This is a genomic window from Mycobacterium sp. PTI7, from assembly GCF_056679845.1.
Map to the genome: position 1 here is coordinate 3,880,154 of NZ_CM155252.1, position 25,968 is coordinate 3,906,121.

General features: G+C 69.3%; 26 protein-coding genes. 13 read left to right on the forward strand and 13 right to left on the reverse strand.

The window, feature by feature from the left end; genetic code table 11:
• The first annotated feature begins 57 nt into the window (after nt 1-57).
• From AC1MEY_RS18665 to AC1MEY_RS18690, 6 genes are all read left to right on the forward strand, one after another.
• On the forward strand, nt 58-1,212 hold the full coding sequence (locus AC1MEY_RS18665; RefSeq protein ID WP_480226917.1) for an XdhC family protein: 1,155 nt from the start codon (nt 58-60) through the stop codon (nt 1,210-1,212).
• A 205-nt stretch (nt 1,213-1,417) separates the two neighbouring features.
• Nucleotides 1,418-3,727 carry a xanthine dehydrogenase family protein molybdopterin-binding subunit gene (locus AC1MEY_RS18670; protein ID WP_480231557.1) on the forward strand — a complete coding sequence of 770 codons (2,310 nt, stop codon included), beginning with the start codon at nt 1,418-1,420 and terminating at the stop codon, nt 3,725-3,727.
• Nucleotides 3,711-4,403 (forward strand): SRPBCC family protein, encoded by a 693-nt coding sequence (locus AC1MEY_RS18675; RefSeq protein ID WP_480226918.1) that lies wholly within the window; start codon nt 3,711-3,713, stop codon nt 4,401-4,403. Before AC1MEY_RS18670 ends, AC1MEY_RS18675 begins: the two co-directional genes overlap by 17 nt.
• Nucleotides 4,400-5,281 carry an FAD binding domain-containing protein gene (locus tag AC1MEY_RS18680; RefSeq protein WP_480226919.1) on the forward strand — a complete coding sequence of 294 codons (882 nt, stop codon included), beginning with the start codon at nt 4,400-4,402 and terminating at the stop codon, nt 5,279-5,281. Before AC1MEY_RS18675 ends, AC1MEY_RS18680 begins: the two co-directional genes overlap by 4 nt.
• Entirely contained in the window at nt 5,268-5,741 is a 474-nt protein-coding gene (locus AC1MEY_RS18685; RefSeq protein ID WP_480226920.1) for a (2Fe-2S)-binding protein, read from the forward strand. Before AC1MEY_RS18680 ends, AC1MEY_RS18685 begins: the two co-directional genes overlap by 14 nt.
• Nucleotides 5,742-5,817: 76 nt before the next feature.
• Nucleotides 5,818-6,150: a DUF732 domain-containing protein gene (locus AC1MEY_RS18690; protein ID WP_480226921.1), complete on the forward strand. Its 333-nt coding sequence runs from the start codon at nt 5,818-5,820 to the stop codon at nt 6,148-6,150.
• Nucleotides 6,151-6,198: 48 nt separating this feature from the next.
• On the opposite strand, the gene AC1MEY_RS18695 is transcribed toward AC1MEY_RS18690, so the two are convergent.
• A complete protein-coding gene (locus tag AC1MEY_RS18695; RefSeq protein ID WP_480226922.1) occupies nt 6,199-7,038 on the reverse strand; it encodes an SDR family oxidoreductase in 840 nt (279 codons plus the stop codon).
• A 285-nt stretch (nt 7,039-7,323) separates the two neighbouring features.
• On the opposite strand from AC1MEY_RS18695, the gene AC1MEY_RS18700 reads away from it, so the two are divergent.
• From AC1MEY_RS18700 to AC1MEY_RS18715, 4 genes are all read left to right on the forward strand, one after another.
• Nucleotides 7,324-7,692: an intersectin-EH binding protein Ibp1 gene (locus AC1MEY_RS18700; RefSeq protein ID WP_480226923.1), complete on the forward strand. Its 369-nt coding sequence runs from the start codon at nt 7,324-7,326 to the stop codon at nt 7,690-7,692.
• 136 nt (nt 7,693-7,828) lie between these two features.
• Complete coding sequence (locus tag AC1MEY_RS18705; protein WP_480226924.1) at nt 7,829-8,215, forward strand: intersectin-EH binding protein Ibp1; 387 nt, start codon at nt 7,829-7,831, stop codon at nt 8,213-8,215.
• A gap of 75 nt (nt 8,216-8,290) precedes the next feature.
• Nucleotides 8,291-8,455: a hypothetical protein gene (locus AC1MEY_RS18710; RefSeq protein WP_174266732.1), complete on the forward strand. Its 165-nt coding sequence runs from the start codon at nt 8,291-8,293 to the stop codon at nt 8,453-8,455.
• Complete coding sequence (locus AC1MEY_RS18715; protein ID WP_480226925.1) at nt 8,455-9,897, forward strand: alpha,alpha-trehalose-phosphate synthase (UDP-forming); 1,443 nt, start codon at nt 8,455-8,457, stop codon at nt 9,895-9,897. Before AC1MEY_RS18710 ends, AC1MEY_RS18715 begins: the two co-directional genes overlap by 1 nt.
• Here the strand turns inward: AC1MEY_RS18715 and AC1MEY_RS18720 are convergent.
• From AC1MEY_RS18720 to AC1MEY_RS18775, 12 genes are all read right to left on the reverse strand, one after another.
• The gene (locus tag AC1MEY_RS18720) at nt 9,884-10,411 is read right to left on the reverse strand and encodes a mammalian cell entry protein (protein WP_480226926.1); all 528 of its coding nucleotides are present in this window, start codon (nt 10,409-10,411) and stop codon (nt 9,884-9,886) included. The two genes, AC1MEY_RS18715 and AC1MEY_RS18720, sit on opposite strands and share 14 nt — an antisense overlap.
• The gene (locus AC1MEY_RS18725) at nt 10,411-11,109 is read right to left on the reverse strand and encodes a mammalian cell entry protein (RefSeq protein WP_480226927.1); all 699 of its coding nucleotides are present in this window, start codon (nt 11,107-11,109) and stop codon (nt 10,411-10,413) included. Before AC1MEY_RS18725 ends, AC1MEY_RS18720 begins: the two co-directional genes overlap by 1 nt.
• Nucleotides 11,110-11,216: 107 nt before the next feature.
• Nucleotides 11,217-12,947 (reverse strand): MCE family protein, encoded by a 1,731-nt coding sequence (locus AC1MEY_RS18730; protein WP_480226928.1) that lies wholly within the window; start codon nt 12,945-12,947, stop codon nt 11,217-11,219.
• The gene (locus tag AC1MEY_RS18735) at nt 12,947-14,140 is read right to left on the reverse strand and encodes an MCE family protein (protein ID WP_480226929.1); all 1,194 of its coding nucleotides are present in this window, start codon (nt 14,138-14,140) and stop codon (nt 12,947-12,949) included. The genes AC1MEY_RS18730 and AC1MEY_RS18735 overlap by 1 nt, the downstream gene beginning before the upstream one ends.
• Nucleotides 14,141-15,547, reverse strand: coding sequence for an MCE family protein (locus AC1MEY_RS18740; RefSeq protein WP_480226930.1), 1,407 nt, complete (start codon nt 15,545-15,547; stop codon nt 14,141-14,143).
• Nucleotides 15,544-16,602, reverse strand: coding sequence for a virulence factor Mce family protein (locus AC1MEY_RS18745; protein ID WP_480226931.1), 1,059 nt, complete (start codon nt 16,600-16,602; stop codon nt 15,544-15,546). Before AC1MEY_RS18745 ends, AC1MEY_RS18740 begins: the two co-directional genes overlap by 4 nt.
• Nucleotides 16,595-17,632 (reverse strand): MCE family protein, encoded by a 1,038-nt coding sequence (locus tag AC1MEY_RS18750; protein WP_480226932.1) that lies wholly within the window; start codon nt 17,630-17,632, stop codon nt 16,595-16,597. The genes AC1MEY_RS18745 and AC1MEY_RS18750 overlap by 8 nt, the downstream gene beginning before the upstream one ends.
• Nucleotides 17,633-17,663: 31 nt before the next feature.
• Nucleotides 17,664-18,866, reverse strand: a complete 1,203-nt coding sequence (locus AC1MEY_RS18755; protein WP_480226933.1) for an MCE family protein — start codon at nt 18,864-18,866, stop codon at nt 17,664-17,666.
• Nucleotides 18,867-18,877: 11 nt separating this feature from the next.
• On the reverse strand, nt 18,878-19,720 hold the full coding sequence (locus AC1MEY_RS18760; protein ID WP_480226934.1) for an MlaE family ABC transporter permease: 843 nt from the start codon (nt 19,718-19,720) through the stop codon (nt 18,878-18,880).
• 31 nt (nt 19,721-19,751) lie between these two features.
• A complete protein-coding gene (locus tag AC1MEY_RS18765) occupies nt 19,752-20,516 on the reverse strand; it encodes an MlaE family ABC transporter permease (protein WP_480226935.1) in 765 nt (254 codons plus the stop codon).
• Nucleotides 20,517-20,773: 257 nt separating this feature from the next.
• Nucleotides 20,774-21,703, reverse strand: a complete 930-nt coding sequence (locus tag AC1MEY_RS18770; protein ID WP_480226936.1) for a 3-oxoacyl-ACP reductase — start codon at nt 21,701-21,703, stop codon at nt 20,774-20,776.
• A 13-nt stretch (nt 21,704-21,716) separates the two neighbouring features.
• A complete protein-coding gene (locus AC1MEY_RS18775) occupies nt 21,717-21,908 on the reverse strand; it encodes a ferredoxin (RefSeq protein WP_480226937.1) in 192 nt (63 codons plus the stop codon).
• A 213-nt stretch (nt 21,909-22,121) separates the two neighbouring features.
• On the opposite strand from AC1MEY_RS18775, the gene AC1MEY_RS18780 reads away from it, so the two are divergent.
• Genes AC1MEY_RS18780 through fadD17 form a run of 3 tightly spaced genes read left to right on the forward strand, consistent with a single transcriptional unit; the run spans nt 22,122 to nt 25,964 of the window.
• A complete protein-coding gene (locus AC1MEY_RS18780; protein WP_480226938.1) occupies nt 22,122-23,303 on the forward strand; it encodes an acyl-CoA dehydrogenase family protein in 1,182 nt (393 codons plus the stop codon).
• Nucleotides 23,304-23,326: 23 nt separating this feature from the next.
• On the forward strand, nt 23,327-24,424 hold the full coding sequence (locus tag AC1MEY_RS18785; protein WP_480226939.1) for an acyl-CoA dehydrogenase family protein: 1,098 nt from the start codon (nt 23,327-23,329) through the stop codon (nt 24,422-24,424).
• 58 nt (nt 24,425-24,482) lie between these two features.
• Nucleotides 24,483-25,964 carry a long-chain-fatty-acid--CoA ligase FadD17 gene (gene fadD17, locus AC1MEY_RS18790; RefSeq protein WP_480231558.1) on the forward strand — a complete coding sequence of 494 codons (1,482 nt, stop codon included), beginning with the start codon at nt 24,483-24,485 and terminating at the stop codon, nt 25,962-25,964.
• Nucleotides 25,965-25,968 lie beyond the last annotated feature (4 nt).

Genomic DNA, 25,968 nt, shown 5'->3' on the forward strand with positions numbered 1-25,968 from the left:
GTGCACCCGCTCAGAACTCTCGGCGCGGAGTCGCCCCCGCACACCTAGACTTCTGCTGTGCGCGACGTCATGGAGGAGCTGCTCGCGATCTGGCGGGCCGGGGGCACGGCGGGTCTGGCGACCGTGGTCCGCACCATCAAGTCCGCACCGCGGGCGCCCGGCGCCGCGATGGTGGTGGCCCCGGACGGCACCGTCGCGGGTTCCGTCTCGGGCGGCTGCGTCGAGGCGGCGGTCTACGAACTGTCCGCCGACGTGGTGCGCACCGGCCGACCGGAACTGCAGCGCTACGGCATCACCGACGACGACGCGTTCGCCGTCGGCCTCACGTGCGGCGGCATCATCGACATCTTCGCCGAGCCCGTGTCGCGGGCGACCTTCCCCGAACTCGAGGACGTGGCCGCCGACATCGACGCGCACCGGCCGGTCGCCGTTGCCGTCGTCATCGCCCATCCGGACCCCGCGTGGATCGGCCGCCGGCTCGTCGTCGGCACCGACGCGGTCGCGGGCACCCTGGGCTCGGGCCGTGCGGACGCCGCGGTCGCCGACGACGCCAGGGGCCTGCTGGGCGCCGGCCGGACCGACGTGCTGACCTACGGGCCCGACGGCGAACGCCAGGGCGAGGGCATGGAGGTCTTCGTGGCCGGCCATGCGCCGCGACCCCGCATGATCGTCTTCGGCGCCATCGACTTCGCCGCGTCGCTGGTGCGGCAGGCCGCGCTCCTCGGCTACCGGGTGACGGTGTGCGATGCCCGTCCGGTGTTTGCCACCCCGGCCCGCTTCCCCACCGCCGACGAGGTGGTCGTGGACTGGCCGCACCGCTATCTGCGCGATCAGGCCGACCGCGGGGAGCTGGACGGCCGCACGGCGATCTGCGTGCTCACGCACGACCCGAAGTTCGACGTGCCCGTTCTCGAGGTGGCCCTGCGGCTCGACGTCGGCTACGTCGGCGCCATGGGTTCGCGGCCCACGCATGACGACCGCGTCCACCGGCTGCGCGACGTCGGGCTGACCGACTCCGAACTCGACCGGCTGTCCAGCCCCATCGGTCTCGACCTCGGCGCCCGCACGCCCGAGGAGACGGCGGTGTCGATCATCGGCGAGATCGTGGCGCGCCGCTGGGGCGGTACCGGCCGGCCGCTCGCGGACACCGGCGGCCGCATCCACCACGACGGCGCCACCGATGACGCGTTGTCCGCGGCCGACGTGCGGTAACGCCACTCTCCCTTTTTGAAACTCCGCTTCTCTTGTACGATAACGACGTCTGCGGCTCGCTGTGACGAGCACCACTTACACGCAGAAGCACCACCCATCTTCAAAAGGGGCTGACGCCGTGACCTCCACCGCGACCCCGGCGACCGAATCGTCGGCGACCGCAGACACGTCCGGCGCCGTCACGGCCCGGTACGCGGGCACCCGGATGCCACGCGTCGAGGACAACCGCCTGCTCACCGGCGCCGGCACGTTCGTCGACGACGTCCAGCGCCCCGGCATGCTGCACGCCTGCTTCGTCCGCAGCCCCTTCGCCCACGCCACCATCAAGGGCATCGACGCGTCGGCCGCCCTGGCCCTGCCGGGCGTACGCGCCGTGTTCACCGCCGCAGATCTCAACGGCGACGTGGTCGAGGCTTGGCACGCCGTCGCGGGCAAGGACGTGGCGGACACTCCCCGACCGCCGCTCGCCGAGGGCGTCGTCAAGTTCGTCGGCGATCCGGTGGCACTCGTCATCGCCGAGAACCGCTACGTCGCGGAGGACGCCGTCGACCTGGTGGACGTCGACTACGACCCGCACCCCGCCCTGGCCGACTTCCGCCGGTCCGCCGAGTCGGGCGTCGTGGTCCACGACGAGTACCCCGACAACGTCGCCGGCGGGCTCGGCGGCATGCCGCCGGACGAGGAGGTGTTCGCCTCGGCGGCGACGGTCGTGTCGGAGAACGTCTATCAGCAGATGTACGTGCCGGTGCCGATCGAGACCAGGGGCCTGGTGGTCGAGTGGTCGGCGGCCTCGGCCGAACTGACGATCTGGGCGTCCACGCAGACCCCACACGAACTGCGCGCGTTCAGCGCCCGCCTGCTCGGCCTGCCGGCGCAGCGGGTCCGGGTCATCATGCGCGACACCGGCGGAGGCTTCGGCCAGAAGGTCGTCCCGATGCGCGAGGACATGTGCATCCTGCTCGCCGCGCGCAAGGTACCCGCCGCGCTGAAGTGGATCGAGGATCGCCGCGAGAACCTGATGTCGGCCGGCCAGTCCCGTCACGTCGACGGCACGGTGCGGATGGCCTTCGACGCGGACGGCAAGATCCTGGCCGTCGACATCGACTTCCTGCAGGACGTCGGCGCGTACCCGACGCCCTACCCCGTGCTGACCACCGCGGCGATCGGGATGTTCTTCCCCGGGCCGTACCGCGTGCCGAAGGCGAGCTTCAACTACAAGACCATCTTCTCGAACACCGCAGGGCTGCACGCCTATCGCGGCCCCTGGCAGTACGAGACGCTGGCGCGGGAGATGCTCCTCGACATCGGCGCGCGCAAGATGGGCATGGACCCCGTCGAACTGCGCCGCATCAACGTGCTGCGCGGCGACGAGATGCCGTACTTCAACCCCAACGGCATGCCCTACGACCACGTCGCCCCCGCCGACACCTTCGAGCAGGCCGTCAAGATCCTCGACCACGAGGGGTTCCGGAAGGCGCAGGCCGAGGCGCTCGAGCAGGGTCGCTACCTCGGACTCGGGTACTCCGCGTACATCGAGCCGACCGCCGCCGCCCAGGGCTACCTGGGCCACGAGGGCTGCACCATCCGCATCGAGCCCAGCGGCACGGTCAACGTGTACGTCAACGGCGGCTCCACCGGCAACAGCCTCGAGACCACCGTCGTCCAGCTCACGGCCGACGTGCTCGGCGCCAACGTCGACGACGTCCACACCATCCAGGGCGACACCGCCGTCACCCCGTACGGCGCGGGCACCCAGGGCAGCCGCAGCGGACCGATGACGGCCGGTGCGGTCAACCAGGCGGGCACCACGTTGCGCGAGCAGATCCTCGCGCTCGCCGCCCACGCGCTCGGCGTCGAGGGCACGGACCTCGAGCTGTCCAACTCGACCATCACGTCCCGTACCGATCCGGACAAGTCGATCACGTTCGGCGACCTCGCCTTTCGCGCCCACTACGAGCCGACTCAGTTCCCGCCCGGCCTCGCGTCGCAACTCGAGGCCACCGCGCGCTTCGTCTCGACCGCACCGATCCACTGGGCCAACGCCACCCACGCGTGCACCTGCGAGGTGGACGTCGACACCGGTCACGTCACGCTGACGCGCTACATCGTCAGCGAGGACGTCGGCCCGATGATCAACCCCAACGTCGTCGAGGGCCAGATCGCGGGCGGCACCGTGCAGGGCATCGGGGGCGCGCTGCTCGAACAGCTCTCCTACGACACCGACGGCAACCCGCTGTCGTCGACGTTCGTCGACTACCTCCTGCCCACCGCCACCGAGGTGCCCACCATCGAGTACGGCCACGTCGAGATCCCCGGACCCGGCGTGGGCGGCTACAAGGGCTGCGGTGAGGGCGGTGCGATCGGCTCGACGCCGGCGGTCATCAACGCCATCAACGACGCGCTCGCGCCCCTCGGCGTGACGGTCACCCAACTGCCCGCGACCCCGGCCCACATCGTGGATCTGATCGAGCGCGCCCGTATGGAAAGGACCACCGACAGTGGAACTCAAGAATGACTTCCGGGTAGCGGTGCCCGCCGCGAAGACGTGGGAGGTCTTCACCGACGTCGAACGCGTCGCCCCGTGCCTGCCCGGCGCGACCCTGCTCTCGGTCGACGGTGACGAGTTCACCGGCGCCGTCAAGGTCAAGGTCGGCCCGATCACGGTGTCCTACAAGGGCGTTGCCTCGTACAAGGAGAAGGACGAGTCCGGCCTGCGGATCGTGCTCAGGGCCGAGGGCAAGGAGACCCGCGGCAACGGCACCGCCGCGGCGACCATCACTGCCCAGCTCACCGACGAGGGGTCGAGCACCTTCGTCGCGATCACCACCGACCTCGCGATCTCCGGCAAGGCCGCGCAGTTCGGCCGTGGCGTACTCGCCGACGTCTCGAGCAACCTGATCGCCCAGTTCGCGCGCAGCCTGGAGGCCGAACTGCTCGGTGGCGCAGCCACCACGGCCGCACCGACCACCGAGGCCGCCGTCGCGGCGGCACAGCCGGGGGCCGCGGACTCCGTGAACCTGCTCGCCGTGGTCGCGGCACCGCTGGCCAAGCGGGCCGCACCCGTCGCCGCGGGCCTCGCCGCCGGCGCCGCGCTCGGCTTCCTGTTCGGCCGCCGACGCAGCAGGGCCGCCCACCCGGCCGCGATCAAGGCCGACGAACTGCTCGCCGCGCTGTCCCGGCTGGTCTCGTGAAGGCTGCGCCGTTCGCCTATCACCGGCCCGACTCCGTGAAGGAGGCGGTCGAACTGCTCGCCGAGTACGGCGACGACGCCAAGATCCTCGCCGGCGGACAGAGCCTGGTACCGATGCTGGCGATGCGGCTCACCCACTTCGAGAACCTCGTCGACATCTCCCGACTCGACGACCTGTGCGGCATCGACCTCGCCGACGACGAGGTGGTGATCGGTGCGGCCACCCCGCACGCACTCGTCGGGCTCGACGACGAGGTGGCCGAGTCCGTTCCGCTCCTCACGTTGGCGACCCCGCACATCGGCCACTTCCAGATCCGCACCCGCGGGACGCTGGGCGGCGCCGTCGCGCACGCCGATCCGGCCGCGGAGTACGCCGCCATCGCCCTGGCGCTCGACGCGACCATCGACGCGGCATCGGCCCGCGGCGACCGGCAGATCCCGGCGTCGGAGTTCTTCACCGGTCTGTGGGAGAACGCGCTCGCGCCCGACGAGATCCTGCGGGCGGTGCGATTCCCGGTCTGGTCGGGCCGCACCGGGTTCGCCGTGCACGAATTCGCCCGTCGGCACGGCGACTTCGCCATCGCCGGTGCGACCGTCGCCGTCGAACTCGACGACGAGGACCGCGTCGCGCGCTGCGGCATCGGCCTGCTCGGCCTAGGCTCCACGCCCGAGCGCGGCACCGCCGCCGAGGAGGCGATCACCGGACGCGCCGTCACCGATCTCTCGGCCGACGAGATCGGCTCGCTCGCGATGTCGGGTCTCGCCGACGTTCCCCACGACCTGCAGGGCTCCGCGTCCTACCGCACCCGGGTGGGCGCGGCGATGGTGTCCCGCGCCTGGACCGATGCGATCACGGAGGCACTCGATGCACGAGACTGACGTCCACCTATCCGTCAACGGCACCCCGCACGGCGGCGCCGTCGAACCGCGCCTGACGCTGGCGGACTTCCTGCGCGAGAAGTGCGGCCTCACCGGCACGCACCTCGGCTGCGAGCACGGCGCGTGCGGCGCCTGCACCGTGCTGCTCGACGGTCAGGCCGTCCGGTCCTGCCTGATCTTCGCCGTCCAGGTGGACGGCCAGGAGGTCACGACGGTCGAGGGCATCGCTTCACCGGACGGCGAGCTGTCGCCGGTGCAGTCGGCGCTGCGGGCCTGTCACGGGCTGCAGTGCGGCTTCTGCACCCCCGGCTTCGTCACCTCCATCACGGCGTTGCTGCGGGACAATCCGCAGCCGACCGACGACGAGATCCGCGAGGGCATCTCGGGCAACTTCTGCCGGTGCACGGGCTATCAGGGCATCGTCAACGCGGTGCACCAGGTCGCGCAATCCCAGACGTAACGGCGACGCCGCAACCACCGATAGCCCTTTCGACGTTTGCCGACGTACTGTGGGCGTCGAGTCGAAGGGAAGACGGATGACACTCAGGCAGTTCGCCGGCGCGACACTCGTGGCCCTCGGCGCCGTCACCGCGTTCGCGGTGCCCGCGTCCGCCGAACCGAACCCGAACCAGGAACAGATCGACCAGGTCTTCGCCAAGGAGGTCCGCGAGCGCGGCTTCCGCATCTCGACCGGTGAGGCCAAGAACGTCGCGGAGTCCACGTGTGACGTGCTGGCTCGCGGCGGCACCGTCGAGGACGCCCTGCGCCACGTGCAGAACGCCACCGGCTGGAAGTCCGGCAAGGACGTCGGCGCACTCGGGAGCCTGGCCGTCCAGGCCTACTGCCCCGGCGCGATGCCGAAGGCCTGACCCGCCCGGTCGTCCCCCAGGACTCCTGGCGGCTAGGACACCACGGTCCTAGGACACCACGCCCCGGAGTCCGTCCGCGCCGAACACCGGCTCCAGCATCGACGACATGTCCGGTCCGCGCCGCAGACCGTGGCCGCCGTCGACGTTGATGATCTGGCCGGTGATCCACTGCGCGGCATCACTGAGCAGGAACAGCGCCGCGGCGGCGATGTCGGTGACCTCACCGGGCCGCGGCAGCGGCGTGCAACTCGCGTAGTCGGCGCTGATCGCGGGTGAATCCAGGATCGGCGCCACCATGTCCGTGCGGATGAGCCCGGGCCGAATGCCGTTGACCCGCACCCAGGACGCGCCGAGTTCGTCCGCGGCCAACATCATCAGGTGATCGAGCGCCGCCTTGCTCGGTCCATACGACGCGAACCACCGGTGGGTGTTGCTCGACGCGATCGACGAGATCCCGACGAACGATCCGCCGCCGCCGCGAACCATCTCCCGCGCCGCGTGCTTGAGCACGTACATCGTGCCGTTGACGTTCAGGTCGACGGTCTGCCGCCAGCCCTCCGAGTCGACCTGCGTGATGGGTCCGATGGTCAACGACCCGCCGGCGCTGTGCACGACGCCGTCGAGGCGGCCGTGCCACGCGGTGGTGGCGTCGACGACGCGGGCCACCTCGTCCTCGTTCGTGACGTCCGCCGGTTCGTAGCGCACCCGGTCGGCACCCCCGTCGGTCGAGGCGCCGATCTCCTCGGCCGCTGCGGCCAACCTGTCCGCGTTGCGACCGACCAGCATCGCGCTGCCGCCGGCCGCCACCACGGCCTCGGCCACGCCCTTGCCGATCCCGCTGCCGCCACCGGTGACCAGAATCGTCCGGCCCTCCAACGAAAGTTGCACCGTTGCGCCTTCCATCCCGTACGTCGAGTGAGTCACGCGCCAGAGGCAAAACTGGAACACGTTCTCGTATCGAACCACGGGGCCACCGCCGTGCATAGCGGCATCCCTCCAAGCCGTCCGCCAGCAACGTCACAGGGGACGCTCGGCGCCCTCCCAGAAATGGCACGTAAGCACCACTTTCTCGTCGACTCGGCCGGTGAATACGCTGGCGCCAGCGTATTGTCGTGAAACACCACCGGCGGCCCGATCCCCCATGGCCGTGACTTACGACAAGAAAGCAAGGCGATGGCGACCCTCGATTCATCTGCTTCCCGCGGCCGGTCCTCGGCCCGACGCCTCCTCGCCGTCGGCGGCTTCGCCGTCGCGGTCGCCGCCGCGCCGACGATCGCCGCTGTCGCCGCGCCGTCGGCACCCGCACCGTCGGTCGCCGCCTGCCCCAACGGCGAGACCGAGGACACGTTCACCACGGTGTGCACCCCCGACCTGGTGCCCAATTCGCCTGAGTTCCAGTCGACTTCGCCGGGCGGCCTCCCCTCGGTCGGCGGCATCCCGTGCACCGGCGGCAACTCCGGGCAGTGCATCGGCCTGTCCGAGGAGCAGCAGTCCGAGGGCCCGATGGCAGTGCCGCGCTCGTCCGTCAGCTCGAGCCCCTAGGACCCCTGCACACCCGAACGCCGCGCGCCAGTCGTGACGCCGCGTTGTCAGGGAACTCGTGGAACGTGTGCAGATTCCTTGCAGCTTCCATAGAATCCTCCCGACGACTCGGTAATTGACGACAGGAAGCGTGACAATGGCGACTTTGGAATTCCGTGCTTCTCGCGGGCGCGGCAGTTTCTCCCCCCGACGACTGGTCATTGCGGGCGGCTTCGCGCTCGCCGTCGCCGCGGCCCCGGCGCTCACCGCGTTCGCCGTACCCGTGTCGGCCCCGCTGGCGGACTGCCCCGGTGGTGAGGAATCGGATCAGTTCACCGGCATCTGCGTTCCGCACACCGTGCCGAACTCCGGCGCCTCGCCGTTCAGCTCCATCCCCGGCAACCCGGACATCCCGGCCGTCGACGGCATCCCCTGCACCGGCGGCAACAGCGGCCAGTGCATCGGCCTCGCCGAGGACGCTCCCCAGTACGTGCCCCCCACGTCGTCGGTCGGCAGCAGCCCGACCGTCTACGGCGTCTCCTAGTCCCGATTCGACCCTGGGCGGCTCTGCCGAAGCAGGCGTTACCACCTGTTTCGCAGAGTCGCCTAGAGTTGAGGGATGCCCACCAACCCTGATCCCACCGAGATCGAAGACGTCGAACCCTTGGCCGACAGCACCGCACGCCAGGCCCGTCGCGTCGTAGCCGCCTACGCCACCGACGCCGACGAGTGCCGCGTCTTCCTGTCGATGCTGGGCATCGGGCCGGCGAAAATCGACGCGTAGTGGCCGACGGGACCGGTTCTGCCGACTTCGTCGTGGTGGCCAACCGGCTGCCCGTCGACATGGAGCGGCTACCCGACGGCTCCACCTCGTACAAGCGCAGTCCCGGTGGCCTGGTCACCGCGCTGGAACCGCTGCTGCGCCGCCGTCACGGTGCGTGGATCGGCTGGCCAGGGATCTCCGACAGCGGCACCGAGCCCATCGTCGAGGACGACCTCGTGATGCAACCGGTGAGCCTGTCCGACGCCGACTTCGCCAATTACTACGAGGGCTTCTCCAACGCGACGCTGTGGCCGCTGTACCACGACGTCATCGTCAAGCCGATCTACCACCGCAAGTGGTGGGACAGCTACGTCGACGTCAACCGCCGGTTCGCCGAGGCCACCGCCGCCACCGCCGCCCAGGGCGCGACCGTCTGGGTGCAGGACTACCAGCTGCAGCTGGTCCCCAAGATGCTGCGCATGCTGCGCCCCGATCTGACGATCGGCTTCTTCCTGCACATCCCGTTCCCGCCCATCGAGCTGTTCATGCAGATGCCGTGGCGCACCGAGATCATCGAGGGCCTGCTCGGGGCCGACCTCGTCGGCTTCCACCTCCCCGGCGGCGCCCAGAACTTCCTGTACCTCGCCCGGCGCCTCGTCGGCGCCAACACCTCACGCGCGACCGTCGGCGTCCGATCCCGGCTCGGTGAGGTGCAGGTGGGGTTCCGCACCGTCAAGGTCGGCGCCTTCCCGATCTCCATCGACTCCGCCGACCTCGACGGCAAGGCCCGCGACCGCCGGGTTCGCCAACGCGCGCGCGAACTGCGTGCCGAACTCGGCAACCCCCGCAAGATCCTGCTCGGCGTCGACCGTCTCGACTACACCAAGGGCATCGACGTCCGGCTCGAGGCGTTCTCCGAACTTCTCGCCGACGGCCGGGCCGACCGCGACGACACCGTGCTGATCCAGCTCGCCACACCCAGCCGCGAGCGGGTCGAGAGCTACAAGGTGATGCGCGAGGACATCGAGCGCCAGGTGGGCCACATCAACGGCGAGTACGGGCGGGTGGGACACCCCGTTGTGCACTACCTCCACAAACCGATCCCGCGGGAGGAACTCGTCTCCTTCTTCGTCGCCGCCGACGTCATGCTCGTGACGCCGCTGCGCGACGGGATGAACCTGGTGGCCAAGGAGTACGTCGCCTGCCGCAGCGACCTCGGCGGCGCGCTGGTGCTCAGTGAATTCACCGGCGCCGCAGCCGAATTGCGTCAGGCCTACCTGACCAACCCGCACCACCTCGACGGCGTCAAGGACGCGATCGAGGCCGCGCTGACGCAGTCGCCCGAGGAGGGCAGGCGTCGCATGCGCGCCATGCGCCGACAGGTGCTCGCCCACGACGTGGACCGGTGGGCGCGCTCGTTCCTCGATGCGCTCGCCTCCACCGACGCCGCTAGATCGGTGTGATGAAGTTGATCTTCCACTGCCCGTCGACCTTGACGTAGTCGACCCGCAACCGGCTGCCGTCGTACACCGGCGTCTTCGACTTGTCCGTGACCGTGCGGTTCATGAAGACCATGACGCTCGCCGAATCGCGCTGCGCGTCGAGCACACCCGAGCCGACGACGTTGGCCTGTGAGATCACCTGACGCTCCCGCGCCTGCGGGATGATGTCCTGGGTGGCGCGCTCCTCGAACTCCCTGCGGTATCCCGGGGTGAGCAGCTGGTAGGCGTCGGTGAGGCTGCGCTCCACGGTCTGGAAGTCGTACCCGAAGACGAGCGGGATCTGTTGCGCGGCAAGACCACAGGCCGGCGGAGCCAGGTCACCGGTGCACGGTCCCAGCGCCTCGCGGGTCTGCTGTTCGGCGTTCACCTGATCGCGGTTCCACAGCAGATATCCGCCCGCCCCGCCGAGCACCACGAAGGCGACCGCGAGCAGCACGCTCGCCGCCACCAGGACCCGGGTGGTCCACGTGCTCATCAGTTGCCCCCGTCGGGGTACTTGAGGTCGTAGCCCGTCATGTGCCCGTTGTCGTCCTCGTGCACGATGATGCGGTAGCGGTACGGCTGCGACGGCTTGTTCACGCCGTCGAGGTCGGTCACCGTCGTCCTGGCCGACACGATCACCGAGGCGTTCTTCGCGATCTCGTCCACCTTCTCGAGCGCGGCACCGGTGATGACCGTCTCCGAACTCGCCTGGGTGTCGCGGAACATCGCCTTCAGGTTGTCGACGTTGTTGTTCTGGCTCAACATGTCCCGCAGCGGGCCGCTGGTCCCGTTGACGAAGCGGTTGACGCTGTCGTCGATGGTGTTCTGGTCGTAGCTGAACATGTTCACCACGGTCTGGGTGGCGGTGTCCACGAACTGCTGGTTGCGCGACGCCGCGGCGTTTGCCTCGTGCTCCTGCACGCCGAAGGCGGCCACCAGTGCGCCCGTCGCGCCCACCAGCAGCGCGAGCACGCCGAGTCCGATCGCCGCCACCAGGCTGCGGTGCGCGGCCCTGCGCGGCGGGGCGACGACCGGCTTGGACACCCGAACCCGGGCCGGCTCGGCCGCATCCAGGCGCACGGCCACGGGGGTCTGCTCCACGGTGCCCGCGGCCGGACCGGTGGGCCGGGATGCCCTGCGGCGGCCGGCCTTCGACGAGGCATTCCCCGTCGCCGAACTCGCCTCGGTCACATTCCCCGTCGCCGGGCTCGCCTCGGTCACATTCCCCGTCGGTGCGCTCGCCTCGGTCGGCCCGGTCGTCTCTGTCGTCGAGTCGTCCGAAGCCGGGTGATCTGTCGTCATGCCTGCCTTGGATCCATCATCAGGTCGACCCACGTCTCCGCGGGAGTGAACTTCTCTGCGCCCGAAGCGAGCACGCCCGTCCCGCCACGGGGATCGGCGAAGGCGCCGGTCTTCGAATCGTACGTCGTGGACTTCGGCCCCTCGGCCATCGGCTGCGCACCCTCGGCGGGCAGCGGCGGTCCCGGCGGGGGCGGCACCGCGGCGGGCGGCACCTCGGCCGGCAGCGGACCCGGGGGCGGTGGCACGGGCGCCCCCGGCGCGGCGCGGCCGTACGGCGGCACGATCTGATCGGGCGGCGCGTAGAACGGCAGCGGTGGCGGCGGCGGTCCCGGATCGCTCGGCGGCACCGGCAGCGGGAACGGCGCGTTGGGCGCAGGACCGGGACCCGGCAGGACGCCGGGCGGCAGCTGCACCACGGGCGGGCCTGGGTCGTAGTCCGCGGCCGGCGGGATGTTCGGGAACTTGTTGGCCGGCGTGATGTTGCGCGGGTCGGTGATCGGGGTGCTGCCGTAGGGCACCGGCGGACCGCGCCACGGGTTGGTGCCGACCGGCACGTAACCGACCGGGTCGCGGCAGAGCTGCACCGTCGGGGCCCGCTTGCCCGGGAACTCCTGGCACGGGTAGTTGCGCGCACCGCGCACCACCGTGGGGTCGTTCTGCGCCGTCTTGCAGTACAGGTCGGTGGGCAGGTCGCGGAGCGTCGTGTCGGCGGGCGTACGAATCTGCGTCGGCGGGATGAAGCCCGTCGAGCACGGCGGCGGGTCACCCAGGTCGACCTTGAAGTCGAGCTTGCCGCCCTCGTCGGCCGGCAGGCCGCCGCCGACGGTGATCAGTGCGGCCATCAGTGCCGGGAAGATCACCAGCGCTTGCTCGATGGACTTGTTGTAGATGACGCCGATGCGCCCGACGTTGGCGAGGTTGGCAGCCAGCATCGGGAAGTTGGGGCGGATCCCGTCGAACGTCGTGTTGGCGGCCTCGGCGGCACCGGGCACGCTCTGCAGCACGCCGCGCAGTTGCGGGTCCGCGGCGGCCGCCTCGGCGGTGAAGCGGGCCAGCCCGTCGGACAGCGCGCGGATGTCGTCGGCGCTGCGGATCTGCGAGTCGAGGAACGGCCCGATCTGGTCGATCAGCTGCGTGGTCTGCCCGTAGCTGGAGTTCGCCTCGTCGATCAGTCCCCGGCCCGACTCGATCAGACGCGCCAGCTCCGGTCCGGTCCCGTTGAACGCCTTGAACGTCTCGCGCAGCAGATCCTGGATCCGGCTGTCGCCGATGCTGTTCACCAGCTTGTCGGCCTGGATCAACAGGTCCGAGATGTCCTGGCCGATCGCGGTGCGGTCCACGTCGATGAACGCGGCGTTGCGCAGCATCGCGTCGGACGGATCCTCCGGCGGCACCAGGTCGACGTACTGCTCGCCGATCGCCGAGACGCTCTTCACCGTCGCGGTCACGTTCTCCGGCACGGGAGTGTCGGAGTTGAGCCGCATTTCGGCCACCACGCCGTCGTTGACCAGCCCCACGGACTGGACGCGGCCGATCGTCACGCCGCGGTAGGTGACGTTGGCATTCTGGTAGAGCCCGCCGCCCGCGACGAACTTCGCCTTCACGTCGTAGGAGCCGAAGCCCAGTGCCGACGGGATGTGCAGGTACATGGTGGAGATGGCGCCGACGCACACCACCGTGACGATCGCGAAGATCGTCAGCTGGATCCGGGTCAACCGGTCGATCATCACGGCGTTGCCTCCGTGTGCTGGGTCGCCGATCCCGCGGGGATCTCGAACGGGTCGGCAGCCTGCCCGGACAGGTTGGCCATCGCACCGGTCAGGAAGTCGGGCGGGTTGATGACCTCGCTGAGGTGCTTCATGTTGGGGTCGAAGCCCTTCGAGGTGGTGAGGATCGACTCACCGAACCGGCGGACGGTCAGGTCGAACGTCACGAACACGTTCAGGTAGTCGCCGCGCACCGCGTTCTTGAGGTAGTCGTAGTGGAACGGGAAGGTCGGCAGCAGCTCGAGGTCGGAGATGAAGTCGTCGGCGTTGTCGTTGAACGCCTTCACCACCGGATACAGATCCTTGAAGTCGGCCGCGAAGTCGTCCCGGATGCCGCTCAGCACGCGGGACGCCACGGTGCCGAACGTGCGGAGCGCGGTGAACGCGTCCACCAGGTTGGTCCGGTTGGCGTTGAGCACCTTCAGCGCCTCGGGCAGCGTGTCCAACGTGCGGCCCAGGTTGTCCTTGCTCTGCGCGAGGATCCCGGCGAACCGGTTCAGGCCGTCGGCGGCCGCGATGATGTCGGTGGTCTGCCGATCCAGTGAGCCGGTCAGTTCGGCCAGCCGCGGCATCAGATCGGTGAAGCTGCCGGCCCGGCCGGCGACCGCTGCGTAGGCCTCGTCGGTGATGTCCTGCAGCGCACCGAGATTGCCCTTGTTGACCACGACGCCGAGCGAGGACAGCACTTCCTCGGTGGTCGGGTAGCGGCCCGTCTGTGCGAGCGGGATGTTCGACCCCTCGACCAGCTTCCCCGTCGGCGCGTCCGCGGGTTCGCCCAGTTCGACGTGCTGGGAACCCAGCAGCGACGTCTGGGCCACGGTGGCGGTCGCGTTCTGCGGCAGGTCGACACCGCTTCGGAGCGAGAGCTTCACCGCCGCGTAGAACGTGCCGTCGGATCGCTGCACGGCGTCGATGCCCGACACGCTGCCCACGGTGACGTCGTCGATCATGACCGGCGAGTTCTGCGGCAGCGTCGCGACGTCGGGCAGTTCCACCGTGATCGTGTAGGAGCCCGATCCGTGGCCCTCGGTTCCGGGCATGTCCATCGAGTTCAGGCCGCCGAACGAGCAGCCGGCCAGCAGCGCGGCACCCGAACCCAGTGCCACGGCGTTGCGACCGGATCGTAGGGCCTTGCGGCGCAATGCGGTACGCATCTAGCCACCTCCCGTCTCGGCCGGTGGTGCATCGGGAGCAGGTGCGGGTCCGGGCAGCGGTCCCGCCCCCATCGGCGGTGGCGCGGACGGCGCGCCGGCGGGCGACACCTGGCCGACCTCGGCGGGCGGCGGCAGGATCAGGTCGCTGAGCATGCCGTCCGGACTCGGCGTCGGCGGCGTGACCCCCGGGGCCGGCTGCCACTGCAGATACGGCACCGGCGTCTGCGCCTTCGCCTCGGTGCCGGGTGTGTCGTAGAGGATCTGGCCCTTGTACGCGGTGATGCTGTTGATCGGGTGGAACAGCACCGGCGGGTAGTTCACGGCGAGCCGCTTGAACACCGGGCCCATGCGCTGACGGCAGATCTCCGCACGCTTGAAGTTGTCCGGCGACGCACCGACGTCGAAGGTGCCACCGCAGATGAACTGCACCGGGTTGGCGAAGTTGGGCAGCGACAGCAGGCCACCGACGGTGCCCTGGGCGGGGTTGTAGATGTTGTAGAAGTTCGCCAGGCCGTTGGGCGTGATGTGCAGGATCTGCTCGATGTCGTCGCTGTGCTCGGTCAGGATGTTCGTGAACTGGGTCAGCTTGTCCACCTGGGCGATCAACGCCGAGTTGTTCTGGTTCAGGAAACCCTTCACGTCGGTCAGCGCCGTGTTCAGCGTGCCGAGGGTGACGTCGAGGTCCTTCGAGCTGTCCGCGAGCACCTGCGACACCGAGGCGACGTGGTTGGAGAACTGGACGATCTGCTCGTTGCTGTTGGCCAGCGCGTTCACCAGCACCTGCAGATTGCGGATGGTGCCGAAGAGGTCGGTGCGGGAGTCGCCGAGACGGCCCGCCGTCTGCGACAGTTCGCGCAGCGCGTTGCGGAACGAGTCGCCGTTGCCGTCGAACGTCTCCGCGGCCTGGTTGACGAATCCCGCCAGCGGGCCCTGCACGCCGTTCTGCGGTCCCAGTTGTGCGCTCAGTTCGGTGAGCTGTTCCTTGACGTCGTCCCACTCGACGGGGACGCCGGTGCGGTCCAGTCCGAGTTCGGCGCCGTCGGCCAGCGTCGGCCCCTCGGTGTAGGCGGGCGCGAACTGAATGAACCGCGCGGACACCAGGTTCGGTGCGATCACGATGGCGCGTGCGTCCTGCGGCAGCCGAACGTCGCCGTCGACGGTCATCGTGACCTTGACGTCGCGGGCCCGCGGTTCGATCTTGTCGATGGTGCCCACCGGCACGCCCACCACGCGGACCTCGTCACCCTTGTACAGGCCGACGGCAGACGGGAACAGCGCCACCACCTGCTGCCCGGCGCGCGACGGCCAGACCGTGTAGACGCCCGCGGCGATCAGCGCGACGAGGGCCACCGCCAGCGTCGGGCGCCACCAACCGGCCCGCTTCGCACGGGCATTCTGATGTGTCATGGCGACTTCGGCCTGATGATGAGGCGCTCAGAGATGAGCCCGCGCAGGTAGTCGGCGATGCTGTCGGGCAGCTTGCCGGGCTGGAAGTAGGTGTCCAGCAGCACTTCCGAGATGGTCGCGGGCGGCAGGCCGTAGAGGTTGATCTGGAAGCCGGGACCGGACCCGACGACCTCGCCCAGCGCGGTGGCGTACGGCGGCAGCCTGCGCAGCGCCTCGCCGATGTGCTCCCGCCGCTCGAGCAGGTTGTCCATCACCAGGTTCAGCTTCTCCAGCGCCGGGGCGAACTCCCGCTGGTTGTCGGCCACGAACCCCGACAGCTGCCGGGACACGTCGTCGATGCCCGAGATGAGGTTGCTCAGCGCCTGACGCCTCTCGTCGAGTGCCGCGAACAGCATGTTGCCGTCGGTGATCAACTGGTTCACCTGACCGGACCGCTGTGCCAGCGTGTCGGAGACCTTCTTGGCGCGGGAGAGCAGTTGTTCGAGCGCCTCGTCCCGCGCGTTCAGGCTGCGGGACAGGTCGGCGACGCCGTCGAGTGCGCCGCGCAACTGCGGGGTCGCGTCGCGCAACGTGTCGGTCAGCGTCTGCAGCGCCTGCTCGAACCGCGGCTTGTCGAGTTCGCGTGCGTTCCCGCCGAGGTCCTGCAGCGCGGCGTTCAGCGTGTACGGAGTGGTGGTCCGGCCCAACGGGATCACCGTCGAGTTGCCGGTGCCCTTGGGCGTGACCGACAGCGACTTCTGACCGAGCACGGTGTCGGTCTTGATCGACACCAGCGACTGGTCGCCGACCCGCACGCCCCGGTCGACGGTGAACTTGACCTTGGCTGCGTCACCGGCCAGTTCGACCGACGACACCTTGCCGACCTGGATGCCCGAGACGTTGACGTCGTTGCCCGGGGTGATGCCGCCGGCATCGCTGAAGTACGCCTCGTAGTTCTTGCCCTGCGGCCAGAACGGGAGGCCGGTGTAGCCGAACGAGACCAGCACCAGGCACGCGACCAGCGTGATGCCGAATATGCCGGTGCGCAGCGGGTTGCCGCCATCTGGCCTAGCCATTCTCCGAACACCTGCCCTTCGAGGGATCGGGCGGACCGCCGAACGGGATGAGGATGTCGCTGCCCGCGGGCCCGTTGATCTTCATCCGGATCGAGCAGTAGTAGATGTTGAAGAACGAGCCGTACGCGCCGAGTGCGTTGAGCCGCAGGTAGTTCTCGGCGAGTGGCTCGATCACCTTGTTGACGTCGGACTTGCGCTCGTCGAGCCGCTGCGCGAGGGGTCGCACGTTCTCGATCACGCCCTGCACCGGCCGCCGGCTGTTCTCCAGCAGCGTCGTCAGGTCGCTGGTCGCCGACGCCAGCGGCGGGATGGCCCCGGCGATGGGATCGCGGTTCTCGGCCAGTCCGGTGATCAGCTGCTGCAGCTGGTCGACGGTGGCGTTGAACTGCGCGCCCTTCTCGTCGACGGTGCCGAGCACCGTGTTCAGGTTGGTGATCACGTCGCCGATCAGCTGGTCGCGGTCGGCGAGGCGCTGGGTGAAGGAACTGGTGGACGCCAGCAGGTTCGACAGCGCGCCGCCCTGGCCCTGCAGCAGCTCGATGATGGCGTTGCTGACCTCGTTGACCTTCTCGCCGTCGAGGCCCTTGAGCACCGGGCGGAGGCCGCCGAGCAGCGCGTCGAGGTCCAGCGCCGGCTGGGTGTTGTCCCGGCCGATCGTGGCGCCCGCCGGAAGCTTGCGCAGATCGCCCGGGCCGGAGGTGATCTCGAGGTACCGGTCGCCCACCAGGTTCTGGTAGCGGACCACGGCCCGTGTCGACGTATACAGCTGGTAGCGGTCGTTGACGTCGAACTCGACGTCGACGGTGTTGTCCTCGTTGAGGCCGACCTTCTTGACCGAGCCGACGGGCACGCCCGCGATGCGGACGTCCTGGCCGGACTTCAGCCGCGACGCCTCGGTGAACGTGGCGTGAAAGGTGTTGCCGGAGGCGAACTTGAACTGTCCGAAGACGACGACCAGCCCGGCGGCGACCAACAGCATCACCACGGTGAAGACCGCGACCTTCGCGAAGACCTTGTTGCCCGATTGCATCAGTGCGCACTCCTCTTCGCGCAAGCGCTCATCAGTAATCGTCCCGTTCCGCGAACGCCCCGTGGAACAGGAACTGCAGCGTCGACGGCGCGTCGAACTGCAACTCGGTGTTCGGCTGGAACGGGATGTACGCGTTGTCGGTCACCAGGAACGGTGTGTGGTACCAGGATCCGCCGTACTGCTTGGTCGGCACGTCCGGCAGACCGCGGCAGTTCGGGCCACCCGAGGCGTTCACCATCGGCAGGCTCTCTGGGTACGTGTAGGCCGGCGCACCGGGCAGGAAGTTCGACGCGACGAACAGGCCGGGCCGGATGCCACCGATCACCGGCGCGAACGTGTCGAGGGCCTTCTTGGTACCGGTGATGATGCAGCCCAGTTCCGGCGAGTAGTCGCCGAGGACCTTCAGCGGTGCGCGCAGCCGCTGCACGGTCGCGATGAGGTCGTCGGCGGCGGGCTCCAGCGTCGCGGTGCCGTTGTCGGCCAGTCCCGTCGCCGCCAGCAGCGCGGCGTTCAGGTTGTCCTGCTCGTCGACGACTGTCTGGCTGACCGTCGGGGCGTTGTCGAAGATCGAGGCGAGGTCGGGGGCGGCGTCGGCGTAGACGTCGGCGACGATCGCGGTCTTGCGGAAGTCCTCCTGCAGCGTGGGGAGCTTCGGGTTCAGCTGCTGCAGGTAGTAGTTCAGGCCGGCGAGCGATGCGCCGGCGTCGTCGCCGTTGCCGCGCAGACCCTCGCCGAGCGCGGTGATGGTGGCGTTCAGGTTGATCGGGTCCACCTTCTTCAGCACGTCGGTCAACGTCTGGAACAGCGTGTTGACCTCGAGCTGGACGTCCTTCGCGGCGACGTTGGCACCGGGCCGCAGGGTGTCGCCGGTGGGGTCGGTCGGCGGGAGGAACTCGACGGCCTTGGCGCCGAACACCGTGGTGCCGCCGATCTTCACCGTCGCGTTCGACGGCACCCAGCGCATCTGGTTGCTGTCGATCGCCAGGGTGAGCTTCGCCTCGTCACCGGCGTACTGGATGTCGGTGACCTTGCCGATCTGGATGCCGCGGTACTTGACCTTGGCGTCGGTCTCCATGACCAGGCCGGCGCGCTCGGACGTCACCGTCACGGTCTCGACCTTGGTGAAGTACGCCGTGTACGAGAGGTAGGTGAACACGACTGCGGTCACCACGACGACCGCGAGGATCGCCGCGGCGATTCTCACGTGACTGCGCTTGGCGTCACCGATGGCCATGGTCCCCCGCCCTATCCGGAGAGATTGAAGTTGCCCGACGCGCCGTAGACGGCCAGGGAGATGAACAGGACGATGGTGACGACCACGATCAGCGAGGTACGCACGGCCTGACCGACCGCGATGCCCACGCCGACCGGACCGCCGGACGCGTTGTAGCCGTAATAGGTGTGCACCAGCATCACCGCGACCGCCATGACGATGGCTTGCAGGAACGACCACAGCAGGTCGCTCGGCACCAGGAACGTGTTGAAGTAGTGGTCGTAGAGACCGGCGGACTGGCCGTTGATGAACACCGTGGTGAACCGCGCCGCGAAGAACGCCGCGAGCACCGACAGTGCGTACAGCGGGACGATCGCGATCAGGCCCGCGATGATGCGCGTCGACACCAGATAGGACACCGAGTGGACGGCCATCGATTCGACGGCGTCGATCTCCTCGGCCACCCGCATGGCGCCCAGCTGTGCCGTGGTGCCGGCGCCGATGGTGGCCGCGAGTGCGATGCCCGCGATGACCGGCGCGACGATGCGCACGTTGAGGAACGCGGACAGGAAGCCGGTGAGCGCCTCGATGCCGATGTCGCCAAGCGACGAATACCCCTGCACCGCAATGACGCCGCCGGAGGCCAGCGTCATGAACGCCGCGACGCCGACCGTTCCGCCGATCATCACCAGCGCACCGGTGCCCATCGTCATCTCGGCGATCAGGCGCACGGTCTCGCGGCGGTAGCGGGTCAGCGCGTTCGGGATGTACCGGACCGACTCGCCGTAGAACAGCGCCTGCTCGCCGACGCCGTCGACGATGCGGGGCAGCCCACGGAAGAACCGGCGGACCCGGAGTGTGGCGTCGTAACTCACGAGAGCACCCGGCTCTTCGCGCAGGCGCTCATCATCGCTCGAGCACCCGGACGCCCACTGCCGTCATGATCACGTTGATGACGAAGAGGCAGATGAAGGCGTAGACCACGGTCTCGTTGACCGCGATGCCGACGCCCTTCGGGCCGCCCTGCACCGTCAGACCGCGGTAGCAGCCGACCAGGCCGGCGAAGACGCCGAAGAGCAGTGCCTTGAACATCGCGAGCACCAACTCGCCGAGTCCGGTGAGGATGGTCAGGCCGTTGATGAAGGCGCCGGGATTGACGCCCTGCAGGAACACCGAGAAGACGTAGCCGCCCGCGAGGCCGATCGCGCAGACCAGGCCGTTGAGCAGGACCGCCACGAACGTGGAGGCGAGCACGCGTGGGACGACCAGGCGCTGGATCGGGTCGATGCCGAGCACCCGCATCGCGTCGATCTCCTCGCGGATGGTGCGTGCGCCGAGGTCCGCGCAGATCGCGGTGGCGCCGGCGCCGGCGACCACGAGCACCGTCACCACGGGTCCGAGCTGGGTGATCGTGCCGAAGGCCGTGCCCGCGCCGGACAGGTCGGCGGCGCCGATCTCGCGGAGCAGGATGTTGAGCGTGAACGCCACCAGGACGGTGAACGGGATCGCGACGAGCAGCGTGGGAACCAGCGAGACGCTGGCGATCATCCACGTCTGATCGAGGAACTCTCGGAACTGGAAGGGCCGGCGGAAGATCTTGGCGAAGGTGTCCAGAGACATCTCCACGAACCCGCCCACGGCCCGCGCCGGAGCCGCAAGCTGTTCGATCAACCTCGACTCCGTTCTCGGGACAAGGGGCCGACGAGACGTCTGGCGAAGCTTTCGAGACGAGCCGTCTCGATGACCTCTCCACCCCTGGTTTGAGCGCTGCTGGTAGTGAGCCGGATCATACTAACTAGAACGTGTTCGCAGTGTCAAAGAACGCAAACTATGCCAATTTTGACACGAAGACGCTGGTCAGAGCCAGTGTGACGCAAGTCATTCTAGAACGTGTTCTAGTGCTTGTCGAGCACTGACAACCGATACTGTCAGTCTTCCGCAGCCATGAGTGCGCTGGCCGAGAATCCCCGGTCGGGGTCACGGTCAGCAAAGTAGCCGCTCAGCGTCGCATCGAGGTCTCCCGCGGACCACGAATCGGAGTCGGCGGTGAACCGCTTCTCCGCCGTCGGCGCGGCCACGAGGGTCACGGTTGGACCGTAGACGATGAACAGCTGTCCGTTGACGCCTTCCGACGCCGGCGACGACAGGAACCGCACGAGGTTCACGACGTGCTCGGGGGACAGCTCGTCGACCCCGCCATCGCCGAGTTCGGGGGCGTCGCCGAAGACGTCGGCCGTCATGGCCGTCCGCGCCCGGGGTGCAATCGCATTCGCACGCACGCCGTAGCGGCCCAGCGCACGCGCCGCCGTCAGGGTCAGCGCGGTGATGCCCGCCTTGGCGGCGCCGTAGTTAGCCTGTCCGACCGGACCGGCGAGGCCTGCCTCGGAGGAGGTGTTGACGATGCGGCCGTAGACGGTTCCGCCGTTCGCCTTCGCCTTGTCCCGCCAGTAGGTCGCGGCGTTGCGGGTGAGCAGGAAGTGTCCGCGCAGGTGCACCGCGATCACGGCGTCCCAGTCGTCGTCGGACATGTTGAACAGCATGCGGTCCCGGGTGATGCCGGCGTTGTTGACGACGATGGCGAGACCACCGAGGCCGTCCGCGGTCGCCACCATCTCGTCGGCGGTGGACCGCTCGCTGACGTCACCGATCACCGCGACGCCCTTGCCGCCCGCCGTCGCGATCTCGTCGAGCACGTCCGACGCGTCCAGTGCCCGGGCGATGTCGTTGACCACCACGGTGGCACCCTGGCGGGCCAGTCCGATGGCTTCGGCACGGCCGAGGCCCGCCGCCGCACCGGTCACCACTGCGACCAGACCGGACAGATCCCCGCCCGTCGAACGGGCGTCGTCAATCGTCACTTTATGAATACCTCTAGTCTCTGCGGATCAACGCGGCGCGGGGGCATTCCGCGATGGATTGCTCGGCCACGCCCTCCTGGTCGGCCGGCACCGGATCGACCTTGACGACGGCGTAGTCCTCGTCGTCCAGATCGAACAGGTCGGGGGCGATACCCAAGCACACCGCGTTTCCCTCGCAGCGGTCCCGGTCAACTTCAACGTGCACGACAACCTCCTCGCAACCCCGGTGCGGACGACCCGCCGGTCATAACGGGCCACCATACGTCCCCGTTCGAACGATGGCAGTAAAGCATGTCCTGGATTCCAAGACTAGAACGTGTTACAACCGGGGGAAGATCGACGGACCCGGAAGCGGTCCGCCGGCCGCGGCCAGACAGTGCCGTGGGCACCAGTGCCCGTCGAGAGTGAGGATCGGACGATGCGGATCGGCTACAGCCCCGAGCAGGAGGATCTGCGCCGCGAACTGCGCGCGTACTTCACCAAGCTCATGACGCCCGAGCGCGCCGAGGCCCTCGGGGCCAGCGACGGCGAGATGGGGCGCGGTGACGTGTACCGCGAGACCGTCGCGCAGATGGGTAGGGACGGCTGGCTGACGCTGAGCTGGCCCGAGGAGTACGGCGGTCAGGCTCGGCCGCCGATGGACGGCCTGATCTTCAACGACGAGGCGTCCATCGCGAACGTCCCCGTGCCGTTCCTCACGATCAACAGCGTCGCGCCGACGATCATGCACTTCGGCACCGACGAGCAGAAGAAGTTCTTCCTGCCCAAGATCGCGGCCGGTGAATTGCACTTCAGCATCGGGTATTCGGAGCCCGGTGCGGGCACCGACCTCGCCGCGCTGCGCACCACCGCCGTACACGACGGCGACGACTACGTGATCAACGGTCAGAAGATGTGGACCAGCCTGATCGCGTACGCCGACTACGTCTGGCTGGCCGTGCGCACCAACCCCGAGGCCAAGAAGCACCGCGGGATCTCGATGCTCATCGTGCCGACCACCGCGGAGGGCTTCTCCTGGACGCCGGTGCACACCATGTCGGGCGTCGACACCAGCGCCACCTACTACCAGGACGTGCGCGTGCCGAAGTCGGCACTGGTGGGCGAGGAGAACGGCGGCTGGAAGCTGGTGACCAACCAGCTCAACCACGAGCGGGTGGCGCTGGTCTCCGCCCAGCCGATCTACTCGGCACTCGACGGCGTACGCGACTGGGCGCAGAACACCAAGGACGCGCACGGCAGGCGTCTGATCGACTCGGAGTGGGTGCAGCTCAACCTCGCTCGCGTCCACGCCAAGGCCGAGGTGCTGAAGCTCATCAACTGGGAACTCGCCTCCGCCACCGACTCGGCACCCTCGCCCGCGGACGCATCGGCGGCCAAGGTGTACGGCACCGAACTGGCCACCGAGGCGTACCGACTGCTCATGGAGGTGCTCGGCACCTCCGCCACCCTGCGCTCGGACTCCCCCGGCGCGCTGCTGCGGGGCCGCATCGAGCGCATGCACCGGTCCTGCCTCATCCTGACGTTCGGCGGCGGTACCAACGAGATTCAGCGCGACATCATCGGCATGGTGGCCCTCGGGCTGCCCCGCGTGAACCGCTGACCGCGGAGAAGACGGAGACTCACATGGACTTTTCACCCACCGAGGCCGCCACCGATCTGGGCGGACTCGTCCGCACGATCACCGAATCGGTCTGCACGCCGGAGCATCAGCGCGAACTCGACGGTCTCGACCAGCGTTTCGACGAGGCGCTGTGGACCAAGCTCATCGACGCCGACGCGCTCTCGACCACCGCACCGGAGGCGGTGGGCGGCGGCGGTTTCGGCGTCGTCGAGGAGGCCGCCGTGCTCACCGCACTCGGTCGCCAGATGGCCGCCGTGCCCTACCTGGAGTCCGTGGTGCTGGGCGCAGGCGCGCTGGCCAGGTTTGGATCGGCTGCGCTGCAGTCCGACTGGGCCTCGCCCGCGGTCGCGGGCAGCAAGATCCTCACCGTCGCGCTCGAGGGCGAGATGGGTCAGGGTCCCGTGCAGGCATCGGTTTCGGAGGCCGGCTTCCGGCTCACCGGCACCCGCGCCCAGGTGCCGTTCGGCCCGGTGGCCGACGCGTTCCTGGTGCCCGCCGAGACCGACGACGGCGTCAAGGTCTTCCTCGTCGCGGCGTCGGACGGCGGCGTCACGGTCACCTCGCTGGTGACCACCGGGCACGGCTCCGTCGCGCAGCTCGACCTGCAGGGCGTCGACGTCGACGCCGACCGCGTCGTCGGCGGCGCGGACGTGCTGGCCTGGCTCGTCACGCGTGGCACGCTGGGCCGCAGCGCGTTTCAGCTCGGCGTGCTCGAGCGTGCGCTGGAACTCACCGCGGCCTACGCCCGCGAACGCGAACAGTTCGACCGGCCGATCGGCAGCTTCCAGGCGGTGTCGGCGCGGCTGGCCGACGGCTACATCGACGTCAAGGGGCTACGGCTGACCGTCATCCAGGCGGCGTGGCGGGTGTCCGAGGACCTGCCGTCCGACCTCGAGGTGGGGTCTGCCGCTTTCTGGGCCGCCGAAGCCGGACATCGGGTGGCCCACACGGCGGTCCACGTCCACGGCGGTGTCGGCATCGACACCGACCACCCGATCCACCGGTACTTCCTGGCAGCGAAGCAGACCGAGTTCGCGGTGGGCGGCGCAACCGGCTCGCTGCTGCGCATCGGCCGTGAACTCGCCGAGACGCCCGCGTAGCGCCTTGCCCGATCCACTCCCCGCGGTGTCCGAGGCGCCGACGGTCACCAGCCTGCTGATGCCGCTCGCCGAGGTCACCGACCGTGGCGTGTACGACGGCGACCAGTTCGTCACCTGGCGCGAGCACGTCCAATCGGCGGCCGACCTCGCGTCGGCCCTCGTGGCGCGGCTCGACCCCGACCGGCCGCCGCACGTCGGTGTGCTGCTGGGCAATACGACGTTCTTCTCCAGCGTGCTGGTGGCCGCCGGTCTTGCGGGTGTGGTCCCGGTGGGCCTCAACCCGACCCGCCGGGGCGAGGCGCTGGCCCGGGACGTCGCGCGAGCGGACTGCCAGCTCGTCCTCACCGACGGCGACGACGCCCTGGGCGACGCCGAGGCCGGCGTACCCGTCGTCGACGTCCGATCCCCCGGGTGGGCGGCCGAACTGGCTCGCCACCGCGGATCGCCGATCACGTTCGTCGAGGCCGACCCCGACGACCTGTTCATGCTCATCTTCACGTCCGGCACCAGCGGCGACCCGAAGGCCGTGCGCGTCACCCACGACAAGGTCGCGTTCCCCGGGCGGATGCTGGCCGATCGGTTCAGCCTCGGCCCCTCCGACGTCTGCTACCTGTCGATGCCGCTGTTCCACTCCAACGCGGTCATGGCGGGCTGGTCCGTCGCCGTCGCGGCGGGGGCGTCGATCGCCCTGCGCCGCAAGTTCTCCGCATCCCAGTTCCTGCCCGACGTCCGCAGGTACCGGGCCACCTACGCCAACTACGTGGGCAAGCCGCTGTCCTACGTGCTGGCCACTCCCGCACGTGACGACGACGCGGACAACCCGCTCAAGGTCCTGTACGGCAACGAAGGAGCGCCGCGCGACGTCGTGCGGTTCGGCGAACGCTTCGGCGTCGTCGTGGTCGACGGCTTCGGCTCCACCGAGGGCGGCGTGTCGATCGCGCGCACCCCGGACACCCCCGACGGGTCGCTGGGTCCGCTGACCGACGAGGTCGCCATCGTCGACGTCGAGACCGGGCGGCCCTGTCCGCCGGGAGTCGTCGGCGAACTGGTCAACCCCACCGGCGCGGGCTGGTTCCGCGGGTACTACGGCGACGAGGACGCCGAGTCCGAGCGGATGGCCGGCGGTGTCTACCACTCCGGCGACCTGGCGTACCGCGACGAGGCGGGATACGCCTACTTCGCCGGCCGGCTCGGCGACTGGATGCGCGTCGACGGCGAGAACCTGGGCACCGCGCCGATCGAGCGAATCCTGTTGCGCCACTCCGGCATCGTCGAGGTGGCCGTCTACCCCATCCCCGACCCCGTCGTCGGCGACCAGGTGATGGCGGCGCTGGTGCTGTCCGAGGGCGCCGACTTCGACGTCGACGGCTTCACGGCGTTCCTCGCCGAACAGTCCGACCTCGGTCCCAAGCAGTGGCCGTCGTACGTGCGGATCGGGACCGCGCTGCCCCGCACCGAGACGTTCAAGGTGCTCAAGCGGCTGCTGTCGGCCGAGGGCACCGACTGCGACGACGCGGTGTTCCCGATCCGTCGGGGGTAGCGTC